The 26157-nt window shown below is 72.0% G+C and carries 23 protein-coding genes; 11 read left to right on the forward strand and 12 right to left on the reverse strand.

Annotation, left to right across the window (positions count from 1 at the left end; genetic code table 11):
• Positions 1-31 precede the first annotated feature (31 nt).
• Positions 32-652: a DUF5134 domain-containing protein gene (locus tag ACZ56V_RS12120; protein WP_468941503.1), complete on the forward strand. Its 621-nt coding sequence runs from the start codon at positions 32-34 to the stop codon at positions 650-652.
• Positions 653-658: 6 nt separating this feature from the next.
• Here the strand turns inward: ACZ56V_RS12120 and ACZ56V_RS12125 are convergent, their stop codons facing one another.
• The 5 genes from ACZ56V_RS12125 to ACZ56V_RS12145 form a co-directional block, all read right to left on the reverse strand.
• Complete coding sequence (locus ACZ56V_RS12125; RefSeq protein WP_468941506.1) at positions 659-2056, reverse strand: aldehyde dehydrogenase family protein; 1398 nt, start codon at positions 2054-2056, stop codon at positions 659-661.
• The gene (locus ACZ56V_RS12130) at positions 2056-3156 is read right to left on the reverse strand and encodes a phenazine antibiotic biosynthesis protein (RefSeq protein WP_468941508.1); all 1101 of its coding nucleotides are present in this window, start codon (positions 3154-3156) and stop codon (positions 2056-2058) included. Before ACZ56V_RS12130 ends, ACZ56V_RS12125 begins: the two co-directional genes overlap by 1 nt.
• 79 nt (positions 3157-3235) lie before the next feature.
• Entirely contained in the window at positions 3236-3979 is a 744-nt protein-coding gene (locus ACZ56V_RS12135; protein ID WP_468941511.1) for a PIG-L deacetylase family protein, read from the reverse strand.
• Positions 3976-5238, reverse strand: a complete 1263-nt coding sequence (locus tag ACZ56V_RS12140) for an NAD(P)/FAD-dependent oxidoreductase (protein WP_468941514.1) — start codon at positions 5236-5238, stop codon at positions 3976-3978. Before ACZ56V_RS12140 ends, ACZ56V_RS12135 begins: the two co-directional genes overlap by 4 nt.
• A 120-nt stretch (positions 5239-5358) precedes the next feature.
• The gene (locus ACZ56V_RS12145; RefSeq protein WP_468941516.1) at positions 5359-6123 is read right to left on the reverse strand and encodes a class I SAM-dependent methyltransferase; all 765 of its coding nucleotides are present in this window, start codon (positions 6121-6123) and stop codon (positions 5359-5361) included.
• Between the two features lie 181 nt (positions 6124-6304).
• On the opposite strand from ACZ56V_RS12145, the gene ACZ56V_RS12150 reads away from it, so the two are divergent.
• The 4 genes from ACZ56V_RS12150 to ACZ56V_RS12165 all read left to right on the forward strand — a co-directional run bounded on the left by ACZ56V_RS12150 (position 6305) and on the right by ACZ56V_RS12165 (position 10767).
• Positions 6305-7243, forward strand: coding sequence for a 2-hydroxyacid dehydrogenase (locus tag ACZ56V_RS12150; RefSeq protein ID WP_468941518.1), 939 nt, complete (start codon positions 6305-6307; stop codon positions 7241-7243).
• A 321-nt stretch (positions 7244-7564) separates the two neighbouring features.
• Entirely contained in the window at positions 7565-9184 is a 1620-nt protein-coding gene (gene qcrB / locus ACZ56V_RS12155) for a cytochrome bc1 complex cytochrome b subunit (RefSeq protein WP_468941521.1), read from the forward strand.
• 137 nt (positions 9185-9321) lie between these two features.
• Positions 9322-10170, forward strand: coding sequence for an alpha/beta fold hydrolase (locus ACZ56V_RS12160; protein WP_006131879.1), 849 nt, complete (start codon positions 9322-9324; stop codon positions 10168-10170).
• 105 nt (positions 10171-10275) lie between these two features.
• A complete protein-coding gene (locus ACZ56V_RS12165; protein WP_400776013.1) occupies positions 10276-10767 on the forward strand; it encodes a GNAT family N-acetyltransferase in 492 nt (163 codons plus the stop codon).
• 90 nt (positions 10768-10857) lie between these two features.
• Here ACZ56V_RS12165 and ACZ56V_RS12170 read toward each other — a convergent pair whose 3' ends face one another.
• The 3 genes from ACZ56V_RS12170 to ACZ56V_RS12180 form a co-directional block, all read right to left on the reverse strand.
• Positions 10858-12111, reverse strand: a complete 1254-nt coding sequence (locus ACZ56V_RS12170; RefSeq protein ID WP_468941525.1) for a 2-oxo acid dehydrogenase subunit E2 — start codon at positions 12109-12111, stop codon at positions 10858-10860.
• Positions 12112-12220: 109 nt separating this feature from the next.
• On the reverse strand, positions 12221-14908 hold the full coding sequence (gene aceE, locus ACZ56V_RS12175; protein WP_468941527.1) for a pyruvate dehydrogenase (acetyl-transferring), homodimeric type: 2688 nt from the start codon (positions 14906-14908) through the stop codon (positions 12221-12223).
• Between the two features lie 115 nt (positions 14909-15023).
• The gene (locus tag ACZ56V_RS12180) at positions 15024-15764 is read right to left on the reverse strand and encodes an SDR family oxidoreductase (protein WP_468941530.1); all 741 of its coding nucleotides are present in this window, start codon (positions 15762-15764) and stop codon (positions 15024-15026) included.
• Positions 15765-16042: 278 nt separating this feature from the next.
• On the opposite strand from ACZ56V_RS12180, the gene ACZ56V_RS12185 reads away from it, so the two are divergent.
• Positions 16043-16495, forward strand: a complete 453-nt coding sequence (locus ACZ56V_RS12185; RefSeq protein ID WP_006131873.1) for a cupin domain-containing protein — start codon at positions 16043-16045, stop codon at positions 16493-16495.
• A 124-nt stretch (positions 16496-16619) separates the two neighbouring features.
• On the opposite strand, the gene ACZ56V_RS12190 is transcribed toward ACZ56V_RS12185, so the two are convergent.
• The 3 genes from ACZ56V_RS12190 to ACZ56V_RS12200 form a co-directional block, all read right to left on the reverse strand.
• Positions 16620-17114 (reverse strand): cupin domain-containing protein, encoded by a 495-nt coding sequence (locus ACZ56V_RS12190; protein ID WP_059296912.1) that lies wholly within the window; start codon positions 17112-17114, stop codon positions 16620-16622.
• Between the two features lie 44 nt (positions 17115-17158).
• Positions 17159-18694 carry an MFS transporter gene (locus ACZ56V_RS12195; RefSeq protein ID WP_468941534.1) on the reverse strand — a complete coding sequence of 512 codons (1536 nt, stop codon included), beginning with the start codon at positions 18692-18694 and terminating at the stop codon, positions 17159-17161.
• A 115-nt stretch (positions 18695-18809) separates the two neighbouring features.
• Positions 18810-19280 (reverse strand): carboxymuconolactone decarboxylase family protein, encoded by a 471-nt coding sequence (locus tag ACZ56V_RS12200; RefSeq protein ID WP_006131870.1) that lies wholly within the window; start codon positions 19278-19280, stop codon positions 18810-18812.
• 265 nt (positions 19281-19545) lie between these two features.
• On the opposite strand from ACZ56V_RS12200, the gene ACZ56V_RS12205 reads away from it, so the two are divergent.
• The 5 genes from ACZ56V_RS12205 (at position 19546) to ACZ56V_RS12225 (ending at position 25572) form a co-directional block, all read left to right on the forward strand.
• Positions 19546-20334, forward strand: coding sequence for a DUF427 domain-containing protein (locus tag ACZ56V_RS12205; RefSeq protein ID WP_468941537.1), 789 nt, complete (start codon positions 19546-19548; stop codon positions 20332-20334).
• A 100-nt stretch (positions 20335-20434) separates the two neighbouring features.
• Entirely contained in the window at positions 20435-21385 is a 951-nt protein-coding gene (locus ACZ56V_RS12210; protein ID WP_468941540.1) for an alpha/beta hydrolase, read from the forward strand.
• An 18-nt stretch (positions 21386-21403) separates the two neighbouring features.
• The gene (locus ACZ56V_RS12215) at positions 21404-22123 is read left to right on the forward strand and encodes an alpha/beta fold hydrolase (protein ID WP_468941543.1); all 720 of its coding nucleotides are present in this window, start codon (positions 21404-21406) and stop codon (positions 22121-22123) included.
• 103 nt (positions 22124-22226) lie between these two features.
• The gene (locus ACZ56V_RS12220) at positions 22227-22568 is read left to right on the forward strand and encodes a hypothetical protein (protein ID WP_468941546.1); all 342 of its coding nucleotides are present in this window, start codon (positions 22227-22229) and stop codon (positions 22566-22568) included.
• Between the two features lie 232 nt (positions 22569-22800).
• Entirely contained in the window at positions 22801-25572 is a 2772-nt protein-coding gene (locus tag ACZ56V_RS12225) for an ATP-binding protein (RefSeq protein ID WP_468941548.1), read from the forward strand.
• Between the two features lie 20 nt (positions 25573-25592).
• Here the strand turns inward: ACZ56V_RS12225 and ACZ56V_RS12230 are convergent, their stop codons facing one another.
• Complete coding sequence (locus ACZ56V_RS12230; RefSeq protein WP_468941550.1) at positions 25593-26000, reverse strand: OsmC family protein; 408 nt, start codon at positions 25998-26000, stop codon at positions 25593-25595.
• Positions 26001-26157 lie beyond the last annotated feature (157 nt).

Here is a 26157-nt window from a genome sequence, read left to right on the forward strand (position 1 = left end):
GCGAACCGCCAGGGACCAGAAGGGGCACACCGTGTCGGACAGGACGCCGGCTCTCGACGCCGTGCACGGCATGCTGACGCTGTTGTTCGCCGTAGTGACCCTGCACGTGCTGTGGCACGCTGTCCGGTCACCGGGTGCGGGCGGTCGTGACCGCGTGGACCTCGTCCTGCACTGCGCCATGGCCGCCGCCATGGCGGCGATGCCCTGGAGTTGCGGCCCGCCCCTGTCCGGCCGGGCCGCGACGGCGTTCTTCACCGCCGCCGCGCTGTGGTTCCTGCTGACCGCCCATAAGGCGGCGGTGTTCGCCGACCGGCTGACGTCCGCCGTCGGCATGGCGGCGATGGCCTGGATGGCGCGGATCCCGCCCGGCGCCGGCGCCTCCGAAACCGTGGCCGCCGCGGGCGTACCGGCCGCGCATCACACCGGCGCCCACGGCCATGCCACCGACGCCTCGACGACGGCGACCCTGGTCACCGTCGTACTGACGGTGTATCTCCTCGGCTGTGCCCTGCGGTCGTTGACGCGCCCCATGCCCGCGCTGCGGACCGCCACGGACCCCACGCACCGCGCCGCCGCGACGGACCCGTACGGGTACGTGCGCGACGGCGCGATGTCGCTGGGCACGGCCGTGATGATGCTGCTGCCCCACTGACCGTGGTCACCCGCCCCCGAAACCGACCACCGCCTTGCCGCGCATCAGGAAGTCCGACAGGTAGCCGTCGTGGGGCACTCCCGGAGCCATCCAGTACGACGGGTGGTCACCTGCGTACACGTTGGCGATGGAGGGTTCCGCCACCAGCACGTCGAGCAGTGCGCGATCGCGGGAGAGGACCGAGAGCACGAGTGTCCCGCGCAGCGGGGCGATGCCGTCCGAGCGGCTCCAGGGCGCCACCCACACGCAGGGGAAAGGGAGTTCGGTTCCCACCTGCGGGGCGCCGGCGTCGGCGACCTGATGGACGGCGGGCCGCAGGACGGCACTTCCGTCCCCGAGGTCGTCGACGATGCCGTCGCCGCCGAGCCAGGCGCGGGTCCCCGCCGCCACCGACCTCAGGTAGGAGTCGAGGGCCAGGGCCCGGTCCAGCGGGCACACCGGGAGAACCGCCCGGGTGTCCTGGGGCGGCAGACCGGGCAGCTGGGACAGGCGCGCCGCGAGGGCCTCCGCGAGCGGCGCCGGGTCGCCCTCGACGAGGACGGCGGTGGCGTTGACGCACGCGGTGCCGGCCTCGTCGGCGACGGAAGCGACGATCGTGTCCAGGTGCTCCCGCCAGTCCGTGTCCGCCGTGACGAGGATCTTCGTCCGGCCGGGCCCCTGGGGCAGCACGCGGGCGTCGTGGGCGTAGCGGGCGACGACCTCGTCACCGCCGTACACCACCGCACGGTCGGCGCCGCGGATCAGCGTCTGCGCGGTCCGGTGGTCCGTGGGCAGCAGCGCCAGCCTGTCCTGGCCGACGCCCGCCCGGTGCAGCGCGCCGACCAGGCGGTGCGGGGTGAACGGCTCGCGCCGCGACGGCCGTACGGCCACGCGGTAGCCGAGAGCCAGCGCCTCCAGCCACAGCCGGTGGACCCCCGGATGATTGCCGGACGCGTTGACGGCGAACACCTCGCCCCGGCGGGCCCACACGGCGTGCCCGGCCCCGAGGGAGGGGTCCAGGCGCTCCCGGACCGTTCCGCGCGGCCTGCCCTGCTCGGCCGAGGCACGGGCGCGGCCGACGAACCTCGCCGTGCCGCGGGTCGCGTCGCGCACCACGGCCAGCGGGGTACCGGAGGTCCGGCTCACCAGGTACTCGTACTCGCGCACGTCCAGCCCGCCGACGGTGCCGGTGGCGAACTCCTCGGCGGCCGTCGCCAGCAGCGAGTCCAGGTCGGCCGCCGGGACCGGCCCGGCCTTGCGCAGCGCGGCCAGCGCCCGGTCGACGTACACCGGCGGCACCAGACTCAGCCGCGCCACCTCGGTACCGGAGACGTCCGTCACGGGCTCCGGCACACGGGTCCGGTAGGGGCCGCGGGGTCCCAGGGCGTCCAGGTACACCGGCTCGGCGACATCGGCGGGGGCCATCAGTACACGCCCTCGATCACGGTCTCGCCCTTCACCGTGGGCACCGGCGCCACGTCCGCCACGGCGTCGCCCGCGTGACCGCCCGCGGGCCTGACGCGCACGGCCGTGTCGCGCTCGGCGTTGTGGGGGATGAGCATCGACTTGCTGACGTGGCTGACGATCACCTGGCCGCGCTCGCCGACCGCGACGGGTTCCCCGGTGACGGGGTCGATGACCGACAGGAACACGTACGGCGACACCGGGTCGAAGACGCAGGGCTGCGAGGCGTCGAGACCGGCGCGTTCGAGCAGTGCGGTGAGCATCATGGTGTTGCCGTACATGCCGATCAGCGGCACGTCGGGGAAGACGTCCGTGGCCAGCAGGTGGCGGGTGTCGGGGTCCATGTGGGTGCCGCCCCAGACGATCGCCCGGACCGAGCCGTTGATCCGTTCCAGGAGGTCGTCCTCGCGGGCGAAACGCTCCAGCAGGGGTGTGGTGGCCGCCAGGACGCCGATGTCCTGGGTCACCATGATCCGCCGGCACTGTTCGACGAGGTGGTCGGTGTACGACTCGACCTCGTCGGCGCGGCCCGTGGCGATCAGTTTCCGCACCCACCGGGGGTCCATGTCGATGCTCAGTCCCGGGCCGCCGAGCGAGGCCGCCGCCCGTTGCAGCACGTCCCCCACCAGATGCGGACCGGTCGGCGCCACGGTCAGCCACTGGGCGCCGACGGGCAGCCCGTGCTCCCGCAGCCGCATGTCGACCTGTGCGGTGCTGTGCCGCATCCAGTCGTCGAGCTGGACGACCCGCTTGGGCGCCCCGGTCGTCCCGCCGCTGTCGAAGACGTTGAGCAGGCGGGCGTCGCCGCCGTAACCCCGGGGGATCAGGTCCGCCACCGGGACGTGGCGCAGTTCGTCGCTCAGGTCCGGGAAGAGCGCCAGGTCGTCAACGCCCTTGACGTCCCGCCGCGGATCGAAGGCGAGCCGTTCGGCACGGTCCAGCCAGTAGCGGGAGCCGGTTTCCGGGTCGAAGTGCCAGCGCACGGCGGCGCGCACGAACTCGTCCGGATCGACGCCGTCGGACGGTCCGGCGTCCAGGACGGCGGGGGAGTCGTACGTCATGATCGGTCCTTCCTCGGCACGGGCTGGTGCGGCGCGTGCGGCTGGCGGGAATGGCGATGAGGGGCGCGCGTGGCTCCGGTCATCGGCTGAACAGTTCGAAGGCGACGGCGGGAGTCCCGGCGAACCGTGCCCGGTGGACGCCGGTGCTCTCGCCCAGGAAGCGGCGCGCGTACGTCTCGGGGTCCTCCTCGGTCAGGGCCTTGAGGTAGGTCCGGTGCCGCAGCAGGGACTGGACGCCCTGTTCGAAGCCTGGCTCGGCGGACACGGCGTGGGTTGGCGTCGGTGAGTTGGCGACGGCCACCCAGCGGACGCCGTTCCAGGGCGACAGCCCCTGTTCGGCCAGTTCCGGGAAGATCCAGCGGTTGCCCGCGTCCGCCGCCGCGTCCAGCACCGCGCGCCCCACCGCCACGTGGTCCGGGGTATTCCAGGCCCCGGCGGCCCACGTGTCCCGGTGGTTCAGGGTGATCACCAGTTCCGGCCGGTGGCGCCGTACGGCGGCGGCGATGTCGCGGCGCAGGGTGACGCCGTATTCGATCACACCGTCCCGGTGGTCGAGGAAGTCCACCGCGCGGACACCGACCGCCGCGGCGGCGGCCCGCTGTTCCGCCTCACGCAGAGGGCCGGCCCGTCCGGGATCCAGGGTGTCGATGCCGGCCTCACCGCGGGTGGCGAGCACGTAGGTGACCTGTCTGCCGTCGGCCACCCAGGAGGCCACGGCCGCCGAGCACCCGTACTCGAGGTCGTCGGGGTGGGCCACCACGGCCAGGGCCCGCCGCCAGTCGTCCGGCATCGGGCGCAGCGGCGCGGGAGCGCTGTCGGTCACGCCTGGTCTCCCGTCGGCTGCGCGTGCGGAGGAAGCAGGCTCTGCAGCGGGACCGAGGGGTCGGCGAGGGCGGCGTCGTCCGGCTCCGCGCCCGACTCGATCAGGGCGCGGATCGTCCCGATGACGTCCCACAGGTTGACGCTCATCCCCGCCAGCACCCGGTCGCCGGACATCCAGAACGCCAGGAACCGCCGCTCCTCGCGCGACCCGCGGAAGACGACGCGGTCGTAGCCGCCCGGTTCGGCGTACCCGGTGTACTCCATGCCGAGGTCGTACTGGTCGGTGTAGAAGTACGGCAGCCGGTCGTACACCGCGTCGTGCCCGAGCATGCTCAGCGCGGCGGTACGGGGCTGGTGCAGTGCGTTGGCCCAGTGCTCCACGCGCAGGTGCCGGCCGAGCCGGGGGTGGTAGGCGTTGGCGACGTCACCGGCGGCGTGGACACCGTCGGCGGAGGTCCGCAGGTGGGCGTCGGTCACGATGCCGTTGCGCACGTCGAGGCCCGCCTCCTCGGCCAGGCGGACGTTGGGCGTGATGCCGACCCCCACGACCACGGCGTCCGCGGGCAGGTGGGTTCCGTCGGCGAGCCGGACCCCGTCGACGCGGCCCCCGGTGCCGGTGACGGCCTCGATCTGGGCGTGGGGACGCAGGTCCACACCGTGGTCCCGGTGCAGACCGGCGAAGACCTCGGCCGCCTCCCGGCCCAGGACCTTCAGCAGGGGCAGCTCACCGCGCTCCAGCACGGTCACCTCCGCACCGGCCGCCCGGGCCGCCGCCGCGGTTTCCAGCCCGATCCATCCGCCGCCGACCACGACGATCCGGGCGCCCTCGGTGAACGCCTCCTTGAGGCGCTCGCTGTCGCCCACGCGCCGCAGGTACAGCACGCCCTCCAGGTCCGCGCCCGGCACCGACAGTTGGCGCGGCGAGGAACCGGTGGCCAGCAGCAGACCGGCGTAGGGCACGCGACGGCCGTCGTCCAGCGTCACCGCCCGGCCATGCGCGTCGACGGACGTCACGCTCGTGCCCAGGAGCAGATCGACGTCGTGGTCCCGGTACCAGCTCTCGGGGTGCACGTGGATGGACTCGCGGTCCTCCTTGCCCAGCAGGTAGCCCTTGGACAGCGGCGGCCGGATGTACGGTCGTTCCCGCTCGTCCCCGATCACGAGAAGCGGCCCGTCGTGGCCGTGCTCGCGCAGTTCCTCCGCGGCCTTGCCGGCGGCCAGGCCGCCTCCGACGATCACGAACGTCTTCGCACGCGGCATGAGATCCCCGTCCAATTCTGTGAGGCGCACACGGACCGAGTGGCCCGGTCACCCTTCAGACCGGGCGACTACACGCGTTGTGACACCGTGGCACGGGCCCACTCGGCCCCGTGCCCCGGTTCACGGGTGGGCCGGCCGCGTCACGGCCAGAACGCGCGGATCGTCGTGCCCCGGCAGTGGGACGAAGCCGTGCCGTGCCAGGTCGTCAATGATCCGCGTGCGCGAGGCGGGCCACATCCAGAACGTCTCCGTGTGCTCCCGCAGCACATGCCGTCCGCTGCGCACCCAGTAGTCGACACGGGTGCGGATGCGGTATCCCGCCGCGAACATCGTCATGCGTCCGCCGTACACGTGCGCGCCCACCCGCTGCTCCGGCAGGCGGCGCACGACGTCGCGAGGGGGCAGCAGGGCGGGCGGCGGTTCCAGGAGGAGCGTGCCCCCGGGAGCCAGGGCCGCGTGGATCGCGGGCCACAGCGCGTCCCGCGCGGCCGGGGGGAGACAGGCGACCGTGTTGTGGCACACGGCGACGTCCGCCGCCGCGTACAGCGCCGCCTCGTCCAGGACGTACGGGTGTACGGTCACGCGCTCGCGCTGACGCGCGGGCAGGGTGGCGAGGCGGGTGAGCAAGGACGTGCGCATGGCTCGCGCGGGCTCCACCGCGTGCACGTCGACTGCGGACTCGGCCAGACTCATCAGCGTGACCCGGCCGGTCCCGGCACCGATGTCCAGCACACCGAGACGGGCCCGCGCGACATGCCGACCGTAGAGGTCGCGGACGCGTGCCGCGTCCCGGTCGGCCTGAAGGATGTCGTAGAACTCGGCGGTCACGGCGTAGGAGTCCGGGTCCGGCCGGGACACCGGTGCTCCGGTGATGACGGGGTGCATGTCCAGCTAGACCACGCGTGAGCGGGGCCTGTGACAGCGGGTGCCCCGCGAGGAGCCCGGCCCGGGAGGGGTCGAGGTGATGGCCGTCACGGGGGGTCGACTGTCACAAGTGCGTGGCACACGCAGTCAGTTCTGTGGTTCCGACCTCGCGGAACCTGGAGGGAAAGCAGAACACGCCGTCATGACCGTGAGAACCCCGCAGGTATGGCTGCCCGCCCAGTTCGCCGATCTCACCGACCTGCCACCAGGCCTGGAGTACGCCCGCTGGGACGGCCGTTCGGCCTTCCCTTCGGACCCGGCGGAGGTGGAGTTCTACGCCCCGCCGCTGACCAAGGACATCGATGTCATCGGTATGCCCCTGCCCCGCATGACACGTCTGCGGGCGGTGCAGGCCCTGAGTTCCGGCACGGACGAACTGCGCGCGGAGCTGGACCGGCTCCCTCGGCCGGTGACCCTGTGCAACGCGGGCGCGGCCCCCGCTCCGAGCACGGCCGAACTGGCCCTGGCCCTGATCCTCGCCTCGCTGCGCGGCATACCGGAGTCGGTCCGCGCCCAGGACGGCGGGGCGTGGCGACCGGAGGTCTTCCCGTCCCTGTACGGGCGGTTCGTGCTCATCGTCGGCTACGGCGCCGTCGGCTCCGCGCTGGAGGACCTCCTGGTGCCCTTCGGATGTGCGGTGACCCGTGTCGCCGGCACGGACCGGGACGCGCCCCGGGGGCCCGTCCGCTCCGCCGCACACCTGCCCCGGCTCGTGGCCGACGCCGATGTCGTCGTGCTGTCCGTGCCGCTCACCCCGCAGACCCGTCAGCTCTTCGACGCGGGCATGCTGGCCGGCATGAAGGACGGCGCCCTGCTCGTCAACGTGGCACGCGGGGCCGTGGTCGACACCGACGCCCTGCTCAAGGAGACCCACGAGGGCCGGCTGCGGGCCGCGCTCGACGTGACCGACCCCGAGCCGCTCCCGCCGGGGCATCCGCTGCGGGAGACACCCGGCGTGCTGATCACGCCGCACGTCGGCGCGTTCACGTCTTCCCTGTGGCCCCGCCTCGAACAGCTCATCCGACGCCAGTTGCGCCGTTTCGCCGCGGGTGAGGAGCTGGAGAACGTCGTGCCCCGCTGACACCCGACCCCCGGGACGGGAGCCGGGCCGGGCCGCCCCGCCCGGAGCGCCGCAGAATGTCACACCCGCACCGTCTCGCCGGTCATGCTGACGACAGCAGTACGCGAATCATGTCGAACAGCACAGTGTCGGACGAGTCGGATTCGTCACGCCATACATGTGTCGACGGACTTCCCGGCCGGGCGATCCGCGGGGCGTCCCCCACCCCCCTGCCACGGCGGCCGGAAGCCCTCGCGCCGCGCCGGTGCCGCGGATCCAGGGCCGAGCCCGCCACCGCGGCGCCGGTGAGCTGCGGGTGACGCAGAAACGAAGGGTAAAGAGATGGGCCACGACACCCGGCCGCTGGAGCCGGAGCAGAAGCGCACGGGGGAGAGGCTCGCCCGATGGGCGGACAGCCGACTGGGCCGCCGCCCTGTCGCGCGCTCCGTCCGGCGCATGGTCTTCCCCGACCACTGGTCGTTCATGCTCGGCGAGATCGCGCTCTACAGTTTCGTGATCCTGCTGATCACCGGTGTCTATCTGAGCTTCTACTTCCACCCCTCCTCCGACCTCGTGGTCTACCAGGGCGACTACGCCCCCTTGCGCGGGCAGTTGGTGTCGGAGGCCTTCGACTCGACCCTGCACATCTCCTTCGACGTCCGCGGCGGCCTGCTCGTCCGCCAGGCCCACCACTGGGCGGCCCTGGTCTTCGTCGCCGCCGTCCTCGCCCACATGCTGCGGGTCTTCTTCACCGGCGCTTTCCGCAAGCCGCGGGAGCTGAACTGGGTGCTGGGGTTCGGAGTGCTCGTCCTGGCGATGTTCGCGGGGCTGACCGGCTACGACCTGCCAGGCGACCTGCTGTCCGGCACCGGCCTCCAGGTCGTGAACGGCACGATCCTGTCGATCCCCGGCGTCGGGACCTACCTGTCGTTCTTCCTCTTCGGCGGCGAGTTCCCCGGCGACGACCTGATCGCCCGCTTCAACACCCTGCACGTCCTGGTCATCCCCGCACTCATCGTCGTCCTCGTCGTCGGCTACGTGGTCCTGGCCCTGCGCCACCGGCCCGCGCAGTACCCCGGACCCGGTCGTACCCGCGACAACGTCGTCGGTCTTCCGGCCAAGGTGTACGCCGTGAAGGCCGCCGGCTACTTCTTCCTCGTGACCGGCGTGCTCTTCTTCATGGCCGCCGTCGCCGAGATCAACCCCGTCTGGGACTACGGCCCCTTCCGCCCCGACCAGGTCTCCGCCGGATCCCAGCCCGACTGGTACATGGGCGTCGCCGACGGACTGCTGCGCGTCATGCCCGGCTGGGAGATCGACTTCTGGGGCCACACCCTGGCCCTGGACAACTTGCTGCCGCTGCTGGCCGGAGTGCTGCTCTTCCTGGCCATGGGGGCCTATCCGTTCCTGGAGGCCTGGGTGACGGACGACGACAGCGAACATCACCTGCTGGACCGTCCCCGCAACCGCCCGGTACGCACCGCCCTCGGCGTGGCCTGGCTCAGTGTCTACTCGGTGGCCCTGATCGGTGCCGCCAACGACATCATCGCCACCCGCCTGCACGTGTCCGTCAACGACGTGACCTGGGCCGTACGCGTCGGTCTCTTCGTCGTCCCGGTCCTGGCCTTCCTCGTCACCAAGCGTGTGGCACTGGGACTGCAGCGCAGGGACCGCGACCTGGTGCTGCACGGCCGCGAGACCGGCGTCATCAAGCGCCTGCCGCACGGCGAGTACGTCGAGGTGCACGTGCCACTCGACCCGGCGCGACTGCACACGCTGACCTCGCACGAGCAGTACCGGCCCCTGGCCGCCCTACCCGCGAGCGACGGTGACGGTCCCGTGGCCCGCCGCACACAGCGCCTGCGCACCGGGCTCAGCGGCTTCCTCTACGGCCCCGGCACGCAGATTCCCAAGCCCACGGCGACCGAGCACGAAGAGATCACCGGTCGGCACGGGTCCTGAACCGCGAGGCGACGCACACGGCCGGAGACCATTTTCACACCATGTCACGCATGTGGTGGGTCTCCGGTCTCAAAGGTGAAAAGGCGACACAACGTGCCGCACACACCGATCACGATCCCGCCCGAAAGGCATGTGACATGAACCGCACCTCCCGCGCGAGCCGGACCCACACGGCGATGACCGTCCTGGCCGGCGCCGGCGTCGCCGCCGGCCTGCTCGCCACCACGATCGCCCCGGCCTCCGCCGACAAGGGCAGCAGCCCCGCCGACCGGGGCGACAAACCCACCGTCGTCCTGGTGCACGGTGCGTTCGCCGACTCCACGAGCTGGAACGGCGTCATCGACAGGCTCAGGCACGACGGTTACCCGGTCGTCGCCGTCGCCAACCCGCTGCGCTCCCTGAGCGGCGACTCCGCCTACCTCAAGGACGTCCTGGCCGGAATCGACGGCCCCGTCGTGCTCGCCGGTCACTCGTACGGCGGTTCGGTCATCAGCAACGCCGCCACCGGCAACAAGAACGTCAAGGCGCTGGTGTACCTCGCCGCCTTCCTCCCGGAGAAGGGGGAGAGCGCGGTCGACCTGTCCGGGCGGTTCCCCGGCAGCACCCTCGGCGAAGCGCTGCGCCCCGTGCCGGTGAAGAACGCCGACGGTTCCTCCAGCACCGACCTCTACATCCAGAACGACAAATTCCGCCACCAGTTCGCGGCGGACGTGCCCCGCAACAAGACCGACCTGATGAGCGTCACCCAGCGACCGGTCACCCAGGAGGCCCTGGGCGAGGGCGCGGCCGAGCCGGCCTGGAAGACCATCCCCTCCTGGGTTCTGGTCGCCACCCAGGACCTCAACATCCCGCCGGCCGCCCAGGAGTTCATGGCTCGCCGGGCCGGGTCCCACACCGAGGAGGTGCGGTCGTCGCACGCGGTGAGCGTCTCACACCCGGGAAAGGTCACCGGCGTCATCGAGGACGCCGCCCGCTCGGTGCGCTGAGAGCGCACCCGTGATCGAAGGGCCGGCGGTTCGCCGCCGGCCCTTTCCCGACCCCGCACCGTGTGCGTCTCGCGTACCGGTTCCCGGCCGCTCAAGGACGGACTCATGCGCCGCGATCCGCGGATCATCCCGATAGGCCCCGGTCAACTCGCCCGCACCGTGGCGATGCACCGCCGATGCTCCCCGCAGACCCTGTGGAGCCGCTACCACCGGGCGATGGCCGACCCCCGCACGTATGTGCCGACGCTGCTGTCCCGCCCAGGATCGGTACACCTGGCGGCCGTGGGAGCCACCGGACGCATCGTCGCCGTGGGTCACCTGATGCCGGATCACACTGCCGTCGAGGTGGCGCTGCTGGTCGAGGACTCCTGGCAGGGCCGGGGGCTCGGGACCCGCCTGCTCCAGCATCTGGGCGAGCACGCGCGGACCGGCGGCTGGACGACGCTCTACGGTCTCTTCCTGGCCGGCGACGAGCGGATCGACGCCATGCTGCGCCGCGCGCCCGTTCCCGTACAGCGCACGGAGGAGGGCGGCGCCGTCACCGCACGGGTCCAGGTCCACGACCTGGCGGCCCACCCGTCCGTCTCCTGTCCGTGACGCGCGCAGGCACCCTCACACACCGCGTCCGGGGCGTCCGCCGCCGACGGAAAAGCCGGTGCGGGCATCGCCCGCACCGGCTTTCCTCGTTCACGCGGCGGTGTCGGGGTACAGGTCGTCCTCGAACGCCGCCGCCTCCAGGAGTGCCTTGACCGCCGTCAGGTAGCGGGCCGCGTCCGCCCCGTCCACCAGCCGGTGGTCGTACGACAGCGACAGGTGCACCAGGTCCCGGACGCCGATGACCTCCTCGTCACCGACGCGCACGACCCCCGGCCTCCTGACCGTGGCGCCCACACCGAGGATCGCGGCCTGGTTCGGCGGCACGATGACGGTGTCGAACAGCGCGCCGCGCGAACCGGTGTTGGAGATCGTGAAGGTCGCGCCCGAAACGTCGTCGGGGGTCAGGTGACCACCGCGGGCCCGGTCGGCGAGGTCGTGGACGGCCCGGGCGAGCCCGGCGACGGTGAGGTCACCGGCCGCCTTGACGACCGGGGTCATCAGACCGGCCTCCGTGTCGACCGCGATCCCGATGTTCTCGGTGTCGAAGTAGGTGATGGTGCCCTCGTCCTCGTTGATCCGGGCGTTGACCACCGGATGCGCCTTCAGCGCCTGGGCGGCTGCCTTGACGAAGAAGGGCATGGGGGAGAGCTTGAGGCCCTCGCGGGCCAGGAAGCCGTCCTTCGCCCGGCTCCGCAGGCGCATCAGCCGGGTGACGTCGGCCTCGACCGTCGAGGTGAGCTGCGCCTGCTCGAGCAGCGCCCTCTTGAGGTTGTTGCCGATGGCCCGGCGGATACGGGTCATCGCGACCGTGCGGCCGCGGAGCGAGGACGCCTCGTCCGCCGGGGCGGCGGGCGCCGTGGGCGCGGGTTGCACCGGCACCGGCACCGGCGCGGGCGCGGGCGCCTGCGGGGCCGCGGGCGCGGGCGCCGGCGCGGGGGACGCCGGAGGGGCGGACGCGGCAGGCGGGACGAAGGGCTCAGCCGGAGCCGGGGCGGGTGCTGGAGCCGGTGTCGGCACCGGAGCGGGAGCGGGTGCCGGAGCCGGAGCGGGTGCCGGCGCCGGAGCCGGTGGCGTGGGCGCGGACTCGGCCGCCGGCGCAGGCACCGGCGCCGCGCCTATGACGCCGAGCCCGGCACCGACCTCGACGGTCTCGTCCTCGGCGACGAGGATCTCCAGCAGGACGCCGGCGGCGGGGGAGGGGATCTCGGTGTCCACCTTGTCGGTCGACACCTCCAGCAAGGGCTCGTCGGCCTCGACGCGGTCACCGACCTGCTTCAGCCAGCGGGTCACGGTGCCCTCGGTGACGGATTCGCCGAGAGCCGGCAGGGTCACGGAAACGGTCATGATGACGTTCAACTCCTCACGGTCCGGCGGGGCGCGTCGCCCCGCCGGACCCGTCGTGCAGGGCCCGCGTCGGGCGACGCGGGCGGTAGGGGACGCTCGGCGGGGCGGTTCACCGGTCGAGGCCGTAGCGCGCGCGGGCCTGCGCGACGGTCTCCGGCGGCACCTGCCCCGCCCGGGCCAGACGGTCCAGCGCGGTCACCACGATCGACTCGGCGTCCACCCGGAAGTAGCGGCGCACGTCCTCACGGGTGTCGGACAGCCCGAAACCGTCGGTGCCCAGGGAGTAGTAGTCCTGTTCGACCCACTGGCTGATCTGGTCGGGCACCTGCCGCATCCAGTCGCTGACGGCCAGCACCGGCCCCGGCGCCCCGGACAGGGCCCGAGTGACGAAGGGGGTGCGCTCCTCGCCCCGCGTCCGGGCGTCGTCGGCGCGCATCGCGTCCCGGCGCAGCTCCGTCCAGGACGTCACCGACCACACGTCGGCGTGCACGCCCCAGTCGGAGGTGAGCAGTTCCTGTGCGCGCAGGACCCAGTGGATCGCCGTACCGGAGGCGAGCAGTTGGAGCCGGGGCCCGGCCGCCGGTGCCTCGGCGGCCCGGAACCGGTAGATGCCCCGGACGATGCCCTCCTCGATGCCGGGGACCGGCGGCATGGCGGGCTGGTGCTTGGGCTCGTTGTACACGGTCAGGTAGTAGAAGACGTCCTCGGGCCGCTCGCCGTACATGCGGCGCAGACCGTCCCGGACGATGACCGCGATCTCGTAGGCGAACGCGGGGTCGTAGCTGACGGCCGCCGGATTGGTCGCGGCGAGCAGGTGCGAGTGGCCGTCCCCGTGCTGCAGGCCCTCGCCGGTCATCGTGGTGCGCCCGGCGGTGCCGCCGACCACGAAACCGCGGCCCATCTGGTCGCCCAGTGCCCAGAACTGGTCGCCGGTGCGCTGGAAACCGAACATGGCGTAGAAGATGTAGAAGGGGATCATGGGTTCGCCGTGCGTGGCGTACGACGTCGCGGCGGCGGCGAACTCGGCGACGGAACCGGCCTCGGTGATGCCCTCGATGAGCAGCTGCCCGCTCGCGCTCTCCTTGTAGTGGAGCAGTTGGTCCGCGTCGACCGGGTCGTAGGTCTGGCCCTGCGGCGAGTAGATGCCGGCGGTGGGGAACATCGACTCCATGCCGAAGGTACGGGCCTCGTCGGGGACGATCGGCACCCAGCGCGCCCCGCTCCCCGGGTCGCGCATCAGGTCCTTGACCAGCCGGACCAGTGCCATCGTGGTGGCCATCTCCTGGTGGCCGGACCCCTTCTCCAGGTCCTCGAAGGGCCTGGCGGGCGGTTCCGGCAGCGGCTTGGCGACCACCCGACGTACGGGCGCGGGCCCGCCCAGCGCGGCCCGGCGCTCGCGCAGGTACCGCACCTCGGGCGAGTCCTCCCCCGGATGCCAGAACGGCACCTGCTCACCGGCGAGCGCACTGTCGGGGATGGGCAGCTCCAGCAGGTCGCGCATCGCCCGGAACTGCTCCATCGTGAGCTTCTTCATCTGATGGTTGGCGTTGCGCGACTCGAAGGCCGGGCCCAGCGTGTGGCCCTTCACCGTCTGGGCCAGGACCACCGTCGGCGCACCCCGGTGCTCCACGGCGGCCCGGTAGGCGGAGTACACCTTCAACGGCTCGTGTCCGCCCCGCGAGTTCTCGAACAGCTCGACCACCCGCGCGTCGCTCAGGGAGGCGGAGAGCGCCGAAAGGGCGTCACCCGTGAAGAAGTGCTTGCGTATGTAGGCGGCGTCCCGCGCGGCGAGCGTCTGCATCTGGGCGTCGGGCACCTCGCCCAGGCGCCGGACGAGGTCACCGGTGGTGTCCTGGGCCAGCAGCGGGTCCCAGGCCTCGCCCCAGAGCGACTTGACCACGTTCCAGCCCGCGCCCCGGAACCGTGCCTCCAGCTCCTGGACGATCTTCGAATTGGACCGTACCGGTCCGTCCAGGCGCTGGAGATTGCAGTTGATGACGAAGGTCAGGTTGTCCAGGCCCTCTCGGGAGGCCAGGGTCAGGGCGGCCGTCGACTCCGGCTCGTCCATCTCCCCGTCGCCCAGGAACGCCCACACCCGTGAGGCGGAGGTGTCCTTGATGCCGCGGGCGTGCAGATAGCGGTTGAAGCGGGCCTGGTAGACGGCGCCGATGGGGCCCAGTCCCATGGACACCGTGGGGAACTCCCACAGCCACGGCAGCCGCCGGGGGTGCGGATAGGACGGCAGGCCGTGACCGCCGGCCTCCCGTCGGAAGGCGGCCAGCTGGCCCTCGCTCAGCCGCCCCTCCAGGAAGACCCGGGCGTAGATCCCGGGGGAAGCGTGCCCCTGGACGAAGAGCTGGTCGCCGGAGCCGTCGCCGTCCTTGCCCCGGAAGAAGTGGTTGAAGCCGATCTCGTAGAGCCAGGCCGCCGAGGCGTAGGTCGAGATGTGACCGCCGAGTCCGAGCGGCGCGCCGCGGGTGACCATCGCAGCCGCGTTCCACCGGTTGAGCGCGGTGATCCTGGACTCCATCTCCAGGTCACCGTCGAACTCCGGCTGCGCGGCGGCGGGAACGGTGTTGATGTAGTCCGAGTGCAGCAGCCCCGGCAGGGACATGCCCGTGCTCGCGGCGAACTCGTGCACCCGCCGCAGCAGGTACACCGCCCGTTCCGGCCCCGCGTTGCGCACGACGGCGTCGAGGGAGGCCCGCCACTCGGCGGTTTCCTCGCGGTCGCGGTCGGGCAACTGGTCCAGTTCACTCATCACAGGGTTGTCGGTCGGCGGGGAGGGTTCACTCATGGCAGCCTTCTTGTCACGGCGTGGGTGTCGGCGGCACCGGCCGCGGACACGGTGGGTGTCGCGTGGCGACGGGTCTGAGGGGGGATCCGGGCGCCGGGCAGCGCCGCCCGGCGGGTCAGCGGCTCTTGAGCCACTGGGTGAACGTGTGATGGCCCAGCCGGGCGTCCGGCCCGGGAAGCAGGGCACGCTCATCGAGCACCGCACCGAAGAACGGGGCCCGCGCGTCGGAGATCACCGGGCCGGGCCGGCCGAGGAGAGCGAGTACGTCGGCCGTCATGTCCTCCAGCCGCAGCTCCTCGGGCCCGGCCGTCTCGACCACGCCGAACTCCGGCAGCCCCACCGCGACATGGGCGAGGAGCGCGGCGACGTCGTCGGCCGAGACGGGCCGCAGCAGCAGCGGCGGCACATGTACGCCGTCCGGCCGGACGCCGGCCGCGGCGGCGGCCTCCACGGACTCGTGGAACGGCGTGGCGCGTACCACGGAGTACGGCACGGTGGTGTGCCGGGCCAGGTCCTCCTGCGTCGCCTTGGCCTGGAAGTAGCCCGACCCGATCCGGTCGGCGCCCACCACCGACAGCGCCACGTAGTGCTCGACGTTCGCCGCGGCCGCCGCCTGGAGGAGGTTGCCCGTCGAGGTGGTGAAGAACGCCGTGCTGGCCTGCTGCCGCCGGGAGGGCGCGTCGGTGACGTCCACGATCACCTCGGCGCCGCGCAGTGCCCGGTCCAGGCCCTGACCGGTGCTGACGTCGACTCCTTCCCCACGCGACACGGGCACGACCTCCACCCCGTGGTCCCGGAGCCGTGCGACGGTCCGGGAACCGATCAGTCCGGTGGCACCTGCAACGACGACTCTCATCTGTGTCTCCTCCGTCGGGGGCCGATGACCCCGCTGGGTGTCGTGGGCGGATCGTGGCGGATGCGGAGTGCCACCGTGCCCGTCTCTCCTAGACAGATCGCGGGTCCCACGTGTGACACCGTGCGGGGCGGGTGCCGCCCCTGACCGTCGTGGCACGTTGTCACAGACCCGCCCGGTACCCGGTCAGGAGGGCGAGCGGTCATCACGACCGGAGACGACCCCGTGACGGCGGACGACGTGCCGCCCGGTCACGGCGGAACCACGGAAGGTGCGACTCGATGTCGGACAATGCACAGCACGCCCACCATGGACACGGAACCGGCGGCGAGGACGGTCCGAGCTGGACCCGCGCGGCGAAGATGATCCAGGACGCCTCGCCGATCGTCGTCCCCGAGGGCGCCTCGGCGATGACCGTCCACGTCGAGTGGGAGCCGGGCGACCCCGGCACCCCGCCGCACCGCCACTCCGGCCCGGCGTTCGGTTACGTCATCAAGGGCGCCGTCCGCTTCGAGCTGGAGGGTGAGCCCGAGCGTGTGGTCGAGGCCGGCGGCACCTTCTGGGAGCCGGGCGGCGACGCCATCCACTACCAGGACGGCAACGCCCTCAGCGACCAGAAGACGGAGTTCGTCGTCACGATGATGTGCGCGCCCGGCAAGCCCATGCTGGAGCTGGTCGACGAGAAGGAACTCAAGGAGCGCGCCCACCTGCGCGCCCCCCGGCCCACCGCCTGACCCTCGGTCCGGCACGCACGACAGGGCCCCGCACCCGCGACACCGGCCAGGCCGGGAGGTCACGGATGCGGGGCCCTGTCGCGCGTGCGGTCGGTGGCTCCCGCTCCTGCTCCTACCCCTGCTCCTACTCCACGAAATACGAGTCGTGCCGGTCGAAGAACGCTGCACGCTCCTCCTCGGAAGCGTGCCCCAGCTGGGAGACCTGCTCGAAGTACTCCTCGCGCGGGGCGCCCGGGGTGAACAGCAGCAGCATGTCGGCCGGCGCGTCGGAGTCGTTGCGGAAGGCGTGCAGCCCTCCCTGGGGGACGTGCAGGAAGTCACCCTTGCGGGCGTCGACCCACTGCACACCGTCGAAGACGCGCACGGTGCCGTCCAGAATGAAGAAGGACTCCGAGATCCGCTTGTGGAAATGGGTCTTGGGGCCGCCCGCCCGGGGCCGCATCTCGACGCGGTACAGCCCGAACTCGCCCCGTGTGGTGGCGGTGGTGGCCAGATAGTGGGTGGCGTCCTTTCCGGTGCCGCTCTCGCCCAGGTTCGGCGGCGTGGTGGCCGGCCGGAAGACGGCGCTGACCTCTCCGTCCTCACCCCAGTACTTCTGCTCCGGGTACGGGTACGACATGTCTGGTTCCTTTCGTACGCAGGCGCTGCGCGCGGCGCCGCTTGTCATTCGACGGCTTGATGATGGGCGAAGCGGGACACCAGCGGCGGTTCCGTCAGCCAGCCGTGGGTGTGTCCGTGCGCCGGGCCAGGGGCGGTGGCGGACCGCCGCAGCGTGCCGAAAGCGACTGCCGCGCCGAGGGCGAGCAGGACCGCGCACAGCGGCATGGCCCGACCGAACGAGGCGTCGAAGGCCGCGTCCGAGCGGTAGGCCTCCGGGCGCATCCCGACCAGCAGCGGGAGCGCCGCGACGGACACCAGCCCCGCCGCCCGGGCCGCGGCGTTGTTGATGCCGCTGGCCAGCCCGGCGTTCGAGGCGTCCACCGAGGCGAGCAGGGTCACGGTCAGCGGGGCGACCATGACGACCATGCCGGCGCCCATCACCAGGAGGGCCGGGAGGATGTCATGGATGTAGGACGCGCCCGGACCGACCCGCAGCATCAGCAGCATCCCCGCTCCGCACACCAGTGGGCCGACGGTGAGCGGTGCCCGCGGCCCCAGCCGCTGGGCGAGCATCCCGGCGTGGGACGAGAACAGCAGCATCAGCACGGTGTTCGGCAGCATCGCCGCTCCGGCGGCCAACGCCGAGTACCCGACGACGATCTGCAACTGCAGCGCGGTCAGGAAGAAGAACCCGCCCGTCCCCGCGTAGACGCACAGGGTGATCACGTTGACGGCGGTGAACTGCCGGGAGGAGAAGATGGCGAGCGGCATCATGGGGTCGCCGCTGCGTCGTTCGACGCGGAGGAACGCGGCCCCCGCGACGACTCCGCCGACGGCTGCGGCGACGGCCACGGTCCCGCCGTCGCGCGCCTCCGTCAGCGCGTAGGTGACCAGCGCCAGCGCCAGGGCTCCCAGGGCGGCGCCGGGAACGTCGAAGCCGACCCCGCGCCGGGCTCCCGCGCCGGTCGTGGTGACTGCTTCCTTGCGCGGTACGCCCACGGACTCCGGAACATGTCGCAGGGCGACGGGGACGCACAGCAGCGCCGGGACGGCACTCAGCACGAAGGTCCAGCGCCAGCCGGGCCCGTCCACCAGCCACCCGCCCACGAACGGCCCCAGAGCGGCACCGATGCCGCCGAATCCGGACCACAGGCCGATCGCGCGCGGCCGGTCGTCCGGATGGAATGAGGCCTCGATGATCGCCAGTGACCCGGGCGTGAGCAGCGCGCCCCCGACGCCCTGCAGGGCCCGGGCGGCGATGAGCGTGGTGGTGTCCGGGGCCACGGAGCACAGCAGGGAGGCGACCGCGAACCACACCAGGCCCAGGACGAAGATGCGACGTCGCCCGAACCGATCGCCCAGGGAACCGCCCAGCAGGATGAGTCCCGCCAGGGTCAGCATGTAGGCGTTCACCGTCCATTGGAGGACGCCGAGATCGGCGTCGAAGTCCTGGCCGATGCGCGGGAGCGCGATGTTGGTGACGGTCGAGCCGAGCAGCACGACGCCGGAGCCAAGGACGGTGGCCAGGAGGGTCCACCGCCCACGGGCGCCGGCGATGCGGAGGGGAGCGGTGCTCTCGGGAGCGGGGGAGCGGTTCATGTCGAGTCCTGGGGTGGCTTGGCCCGAGCGGTCCGTCGCCTGCTCGGGGGTCGGGGTGAGCAGGCGACGGACGGCACGCGTCCGGCCGAGCTGCCGCGCGGCCGGAGAGGCTGCGTCAGCCGAACATGCCGGGCTTGTAACCGCCCGCGGGCTGCTGGTTGATGACGTTGATGCGGTTGTAGGCGTTGATGACGGCGATCAGCGAGATCAGCGCGGCGAGCTGGTCCTCGTCGTAGTGCTTCGCGGCCTCGGCCCACACCTCGTCCGAGACGCCGCCGGAGGCGTCCGCGATGCGGGTTCCCTGCTCGGTCACCGCCAGGGCCGCGCGCTCGGCGTCCGAGAAAACCGTGGCCTCGCGCCACACGGCGACCAGGTTCAGCCGCTGCTGGTCCTCGCCCGCCGCGGCGGCGTCCTTGGTGTGCATGTCCGTGCAGAAGCCGCAGCCGTTGATCTGGCTGGCCCGGATCTTCACCAGTTCCTGGGTGGCGACCGGCAGAGCGGACTGGACCGCCGCTCCGGCCGAGTTCAGGTGCTTCATGACCTTGCCCGCGAGGGCGTTGCCGAAGTAATTGATGCGCGCGTCCATGACGTATCTCCTCAAGGGTGGAACGGGTTACGGACCATTGACCGGGTGCCCGCGCGTTCTGTGACAACCGAATCCGCCCGCACGACACACCTCAGGGCACACCGTGTGAAGAAGAGCGCATCGCGGGCCGCGTTCGGTGTGGTCACCGGGCGCGGGCGATAGCATCGAACGAGTGGACCAGGCCCGTCGGCCCGAGTCGGCGCCGCCCTCCCGGGCTCCGGGTACAGCGAGCGCACCATCCCCCAGCGAACCCAAGGTGATCACCATGGCTACCGAGAGCGTCCTGCACCCGAGTCTCATCGTCCCGATCGGACACGTCGAGCCCGTTCCCCGCCGCATCCGGGGGATGGTCGGGGGCCGCGTCGCCTTCGACACCCGCCGCGCCCTGTACGTGTGGGAGTGGCAGGCATACCCGCAGTTCAGCATCCCGGTCGAGGACTTGGTGGAGGGCGTGCTCGACGACGACAAGCACACCGAGCAGCTCGGTGCCGGGCCCGCTCACCGCCACACCCTGTGGGTCGGTCCGGAGGTTCGTGCGGGAGCGGCGTGGGTCTGGGGGGAGGGCTCCCCCGAAGCCCTGCGCGACACGGTGCGCTTCGAATGGGAGGCGCTGGACGCCTGGTTCGAGGAGGACGAGCCGGTCTTCGTCCATCCGCGGAGCCCGTACTCGCGCGTGGACGCGCTGCGTTCGCGCAGCACCGTCCGGGTCGAGGTGGACGGCGTCGTACTGGCGGAAGCCTCCGGCTGTGTGAAGCTGTTCGAGACCGGTCTGCCGACCCGCTACTACCTCGATCCCATGAACATCGACTGGACCCGGCTGCGGCACTCCGACACGGTGACCCGGTGCCCCTACAAGGGAACGACGAGCGACTACTGGTCGTTCGACGGCGCCACCGGCGCCCACGAGGACATCGCCTGGACGTACGACTTCCCGACCATCCACGCCAACCGCATCGCCGGACTGACCGCGTTCTACAACGAGCACGTCGATCTGTACGTCGACGGCTCCCTGCTGCCGAGGCCGGTGGATCCCACCCGGGTGGCCTCCGACTAGCCGAACCATTGCGCGGGCCAGACGCGTCACACATCGACTCCTCACACGGTCTCATGGGGTGGAAAGCAATCCAAAAGCCTCATCGCCGCAAGGAGTGACCATGAGCGACATCGTTCTCGAGCCCGCCGCGCAGGACTTCGCCAACGCCACCGCCAAGCCGCCGTTGCTGTACGAACTCGGTGTCGAGGGAGCCCGCAAGCTGCTCGACGACGTCCAGTCCGGGCCGGTGGAGAAGCCGGACGTGGACGAGAAGTGGATCACCGTGCCCGCCGAGGTCGGTGACGTGCGGGTACGCATCCTCAAGCCCGTCGGAACCACCGGCGTGCTGCCCGTCATCCTCTACGTGCACGGCGGCGGCTGGATTCTCGGAAACGCCGGGACCCACGACCGTCTCGTGCGGGAGCTGGCCGTGGGCGCGGAGGCGGCCGTGGTCTTCGTCGAGTACGACCGCTCCCCGGAGGCGAAGTACCCCGTCGCCATCGAGCAGGCCTACGCCACCGCCCAGTGGGTCACCACCAAGGGCGCCGACGAGGGCCTGGACGGCTCCCGCATGGTCGTTGCCGGCGACTCCGTCGGCGGCAACATGAGCGCCGCCCTCACCCACATGGCCAAGCGGCGCGGCGACGTAACCTTCATGCACCAGTCCCTCTACTACCCCGTCACCGACGCCGGGCAGGACACGGAGAGCTACCGCGTATTCGCGCACGGGCCGCACCTGACCGCGAAGGCCATGGAGTGGTTCTGGAACGCTTACGCCCCCAATCCTGCGGAGCGGGACCAGATCACGGCCTCGCCGCTGCGCGCCACCCTGGAGGACCTCCAGGGGCTGCCTCCGGCGTTCGTCGTGGTCGACGAGAACGACGTGCTGCGCGACGAGGGCGAGGCGTACGCCCGCAAGCTCATCCAGGCCGGGGTGCCGACCACGAGCATCCGCTACAACGCCAGCCTGCACGACTTCATGATGCTGAACCCGGTCCGCGGAACGCAGGCATCCACCGCCGCGATCGAGCAGGCGATCCACGTTCTGCGCAAGGCCCTCGGCACCGACTGATCCGGAAAGGCCACTCTCATGAGCGCACAGAAACCGACCATCGTCCTCGTGCACGGCGCGTTCGCGGACTCGTCCAGCTGGAACGGCGTGGTCGCCAGGCTCCGCTCGCACGACTACCCGGTGGTGGCCGCGAGCAATCCGCTGCGCGGGCTGACCGAGGACAGCGCGTACGTCAGACAGCTCCTGGAGTCCATCGACGGGCCAGTGGTCCTCGCCGGGCACTCCTACGGCGGCTCGGTCATCAGCAACGCCGCGACGGGACTCGACCACGTCAAGGCTCTCGTGTTCGTCGCGGCGTTCCTGCCGGACGAGGGCGAGAGCGCGGTCGACCTGTCCGGCAAGTTCCCGGGCAGCACCCTCGGAGAGACGCTCCACCCGGTGCCGGTCACGCTCCCCGACGGCGGCCGGGCCGCGGACCTCTACATCGAGCAGAGCAGGTTCCACCAGCAGTTCGCCGCCGACGTCCCGGAGGAGACCACGGCGGTGATGGCGGCCACCCAGCGGCCCGTGGCCGACGCCGCGCTCGCGGAGGGCGCCTCGGCGCCGGCGTGGAAGGACATCCCGTCCTGGGTCCTCGTGGCCGCCGACGACCGCAACATCCCGGCCCAGGTGCAGACGTACATGGCCGAGCGCGCGAAGGCCACGGTGGTGCACGTCACCGCTTCCCACGCGGTCAGCGTGTCGCGCCCGGGCGAGGTCGCCCGGCTGATCAACGAGGCGGCGCAGGCGACCGGCTGAGCGGCGGGTGGGCCGCTGCCCCCGGGAGGACCGGCGGCCCACCGGCACCGCGCCCACCGCGGCGCCACGTCACGTCCCGACCGGAGTGACACGGGAGTACCTCATGAACATGAGCAAACAGGCCGCTCGCGGGCTGGCCGACATACAGGCGTTTCTGTACCGCGAGGCCCACCTCAGCGCCGCTCGTCGGCGGGTGTCCGCCTTCACGGCGAAGGCCGACGGGCTGACCCACGGGCAGCGGATGGACCTGGAGCGGTGGTATCTGGAGGAACAGAAGTACGTCGCCCGCATGGTGACCGAGCACATCGCGGAGCGCATCGGCGCGGCCGAGGCGGCGCACCGCCTCCGGTTCGGCCGCTGGCTGCGAGGCACGCTGATCGCCATGACCGCGATCGGCCTGGCGATCTTCGTGTGCACGGCGGTCGTCGTGGGCTCGATGACCTGATGGACCGGCGCCGCACCGGGTTATTGCGGGATCCGTAGCGGCGGCTTCCGGCCAGTGGGCCCCGGCCGGAACGCGATGCCGGGAGGACGGGCGCACGGCAGAGGGCAGACAGAGCGCAGGCGGGGGCATCGGAGCCCCGGGTCCCGAGCGTCTGCGCGCGCACCGGCAATCAGTTTCAGACAGGTCTACGGAAAGTGAAACGCCGGGGTATCGTGACAGCCGGGAGGCTGCCATGGTGAGGGACGGCGCACGGAGCGAGCTCATCGGGCGGCAGGACGAGTGCAAGGTCCTCGACGACCTCCTCGCGCAAGCCAGAGCGGGCCGCAGCGGAGTACTGGTGGTGCGCGGTGAGGCGGGCATCGGCAAGACCGAGCTGCTGAACCACCTGCTCGACCGAGCCACCGGGTGCCGCGTCGTCAGAGCGGTCGGCGTGCAGTCCGAGATGGAGCTCTCCTACGCCGGGCTGCACCAGCTCTGCGCGCCTCTGCTCTCCCACCTGGAAGGTCTCCCCGAGCCGCAGCGCAACGCCCTGCGCACGGCATTCGGCATGCAGGTCGGTGACGCTCCCGACCGGTTCCTGGTCGGCCTGGCCACATTGAGCCTGCTCGCCGCTGCCGTCGGCGACGAGCCGTTGCTGTGCCTGGTCGACGACGCGCAGTGGCTGGACCGCGTCTCGGCCCAGACCCTGGAGTTCGTCGCCCGACGGCTGCTCGCCGAACCCGTCCTGCTGGTCCTGGCCGTCCGCGAGTCCGGTTCCCGCGAGGTGCTCGCCGACCTCCCGGAGCTCGCCGTACGCGGACTGGGCGAGCGCGATTCCCGCCGGCTCCTCGACTCGGTCGTCACCGGCCCGCTCGACCAGCGGGTACGCGACCGCATCGTCGCCGAGACGCGCGGCAACCCGCTGGCCCTGGTGGAGCTGCCGCGCGGGCTGACCCTCCTCGAGATGGCCGGCGGATTCGGCGTACCGGAGAGCCGTCCGCTGTCCAGCCAGATCGAGGCGGGTTTCCTCCGCCGCATCCGGTCCCTCTCCGCGCAGACGCAGCAACTGCTGCTCATCGCCGCCACCGAACCGGTCGGCGACGTGTCCCTGCTGCGGAGCGCCGCCGAACGCCTCGGCATCGACGTCGACCGCGCCGCGACCGAAGCCGAGGCGTCGGGTTTGATGGCCCTCGGCACCTGGGTCCGCTTCCGCCACCCACTGGTGCGCTCCGCGGCGTACCGCGCCGTCGGGATCGAGGAACGCCGGCGCGTGCACGCGGCCCTGGCCGAGTCGATCGACGCCACGCTCTATCCCGAACGCCGTGTCTGGCACCTCGCCAGTGCCGCGACGGGCCCGGACGAGAACGTCGCCGCCGAACTGGAGGGCTCCGCCGGGCGAGCGCACGCCCGCGGTGGTGTCGCCGCGGCGGCGGCCTTCCTGGACCGAGCCACCGCGCTGACCCCCGATCCGGTGCGCCGCGGAGCCAGGGCACTGGCCGCGGCGCGGGCGAAGTACCAGGCGGGCGCCTTCGACACCGCGAGGGAACTGGTCGATGCGGCGGAGCTGAGTCATCTCGACGAGGTCGGAGCCGGACGCGCGACCCTGCTGCGCGGGCAGATCATGTCGGCGGCCAAGAGCGCCAGCGCCGGACTGCCGCTCCTGCTCGAAGCGGCGAAGCGGCTCCAGCCGTTCGACCCCGCACTCGCCGACCAGACGTACCGGGACGCGATCTACGCGGCCCTGACCGCGGGCCGACTGGCCACGGGCGGGGTCCGAGACGTCGCCGAGGCGGTGCTCAGCACGCCGGGTCACACCGGCACCGAGAGCCGGGAGACCCGCCTCCTGACCGGTCTCGCCCGGGTGGTGACCGAGGGCTACGCGGTGGGCGCGCCGATCCTCCTGGACGCCGTGGCGGCGTTCCGGGAAGGGGAACTCTCTTCGGAGGACGGCCTGGGCTGGCTGCCCTTTGCCTGCCGCATGGCGCACAACACCTGGGACTTCGCCGCCTGGTCCGAGCTGTCGGCGCGGCTGGTCGACCTCGCTCGCGGCAACGGCGCGCTCGCTGTACTGCCCTCGGCCCTCCTGCTGCGCCTGTCGAACCGGGTGTTCGCCGGCGACCTGCGCGGGGCCGCCTCCCTGACCGTGGAGGCGAGCGCGATCGGCGAAGCCACGGGCAGCAGCTTCTTCGCCCACTACGGCGCACTCGTCCTGGAGCCCTTCAGAGGGCGGGAGTCGGCCACCCGGCAGGCGATCGAGACCCTTACCCAGGACCGGCTCCTGCGCGGCGAGGGCAAGGTGGCGACGGCCACCCAATGGGCCGCCGCCGTCCTCTACAACGGCCTCGGCAGGTACGAGGAGGCCTACGCCGCGGCCCAGCGGGGCTGTGAGAACCCGCAGGAGCTGGGCCTGTCCCTCCAGTCCCGGGTCGAACTGGTCGAAGCGGCCGTACGCCTCGGACGAACCGAGCGGGCCGCCGAGGCCGTACGCACGATCGACGAGATGGCCCAGGTCAGCGGCACCCCCTGGGTACTCGGCACGTCCGCCGCAGCGCGCGCCCTGGTGAGCGAAGGAGAGACGGCCGACGCCCTGCACCGGGAAGCGATCGAGCGGCTCGACACGGCCGGGGTGCGGATGGACAGCGCCCGCGCGCGGCTTCGGCACGGTGAGTGGCTGCGCCTGGAACGGCGACGGGCGCAGGCGCGCACCCGGCTGGGCGAGGCACACGAGATGCTCGACGCAGCCGGGGCCGAGGCGTTCGCGGAACGCGCCAGACGTGAGTTGAAGGCCGTCGGCGTCAAGGTGCGCGTCGGCGCCACGGCGGAGACCGCCGTCCTCACCGCGAAGGAGGTCGAGATCGCCCGGCTCGTGCAGGGCGGCTTCACCAACCCGGAGATCGGCGCACGACTCTTCCTCAGCCCGCACACGGTCGAATGGCATCTGCGCAAGGTCTTCGCGAAACTCGGCGTCTCCTCCCGCAAGGAGATCGGCTCGGTGCGGTTGGAGGCGATGGCCACCGCGCCCTGACCCGCCAGGCGAAGGCCGGCTCAGACGCGCGACGCCTCCGGTTCCGCCAGCAGCGCGGGCACCGTGACGATCTTCGCCTCCCGGGCCAGCAGGCGGTGGACGGGACAGCGCCCTGCCGCCGCCAGCAACTGCTCCCGCTGAGCGGGCTCCAGGTCGCCGGTCAGCCCGACGTTCTTGACGATGTCACCCTGCTTCCCGAACCGCACGGCCACGTCGATCCGCTCCAGTGGCCAGTCGTGCCGGTCCGCGAGAGCCCGCACGGCCATGGAAGTGCAGGACCCCAGGGCGGCCAGCAGCAGCTCGCCCGGGGTGGGACCCTCGTCGGCGCCGATGGGCTCGGGCTCGTCGGCAGTCAGGTGGTGCGTGCCGATCGAGACGGAACGGGTGAGCCGTGCGCCTTCGGCGACGGTCACGATACGCGTGATCATGGGTCTTCCTCTCGGCCGAGGTGCGGGGACCGGGCGGGGTCCGGCAGGTCCCTCTTCCGCAGTGACCGGGTGGCGCGGGCGTGTGTGACACTCCGGCCGGTGAGGGGGTGTCACAGTCGGGGCGCGTGTGCTGTCACCAGGGTGTAGCGCACGAACC

It is taken from the genome of Streptomyces sp. NPDC034099, from assembly GCF_055575415.1.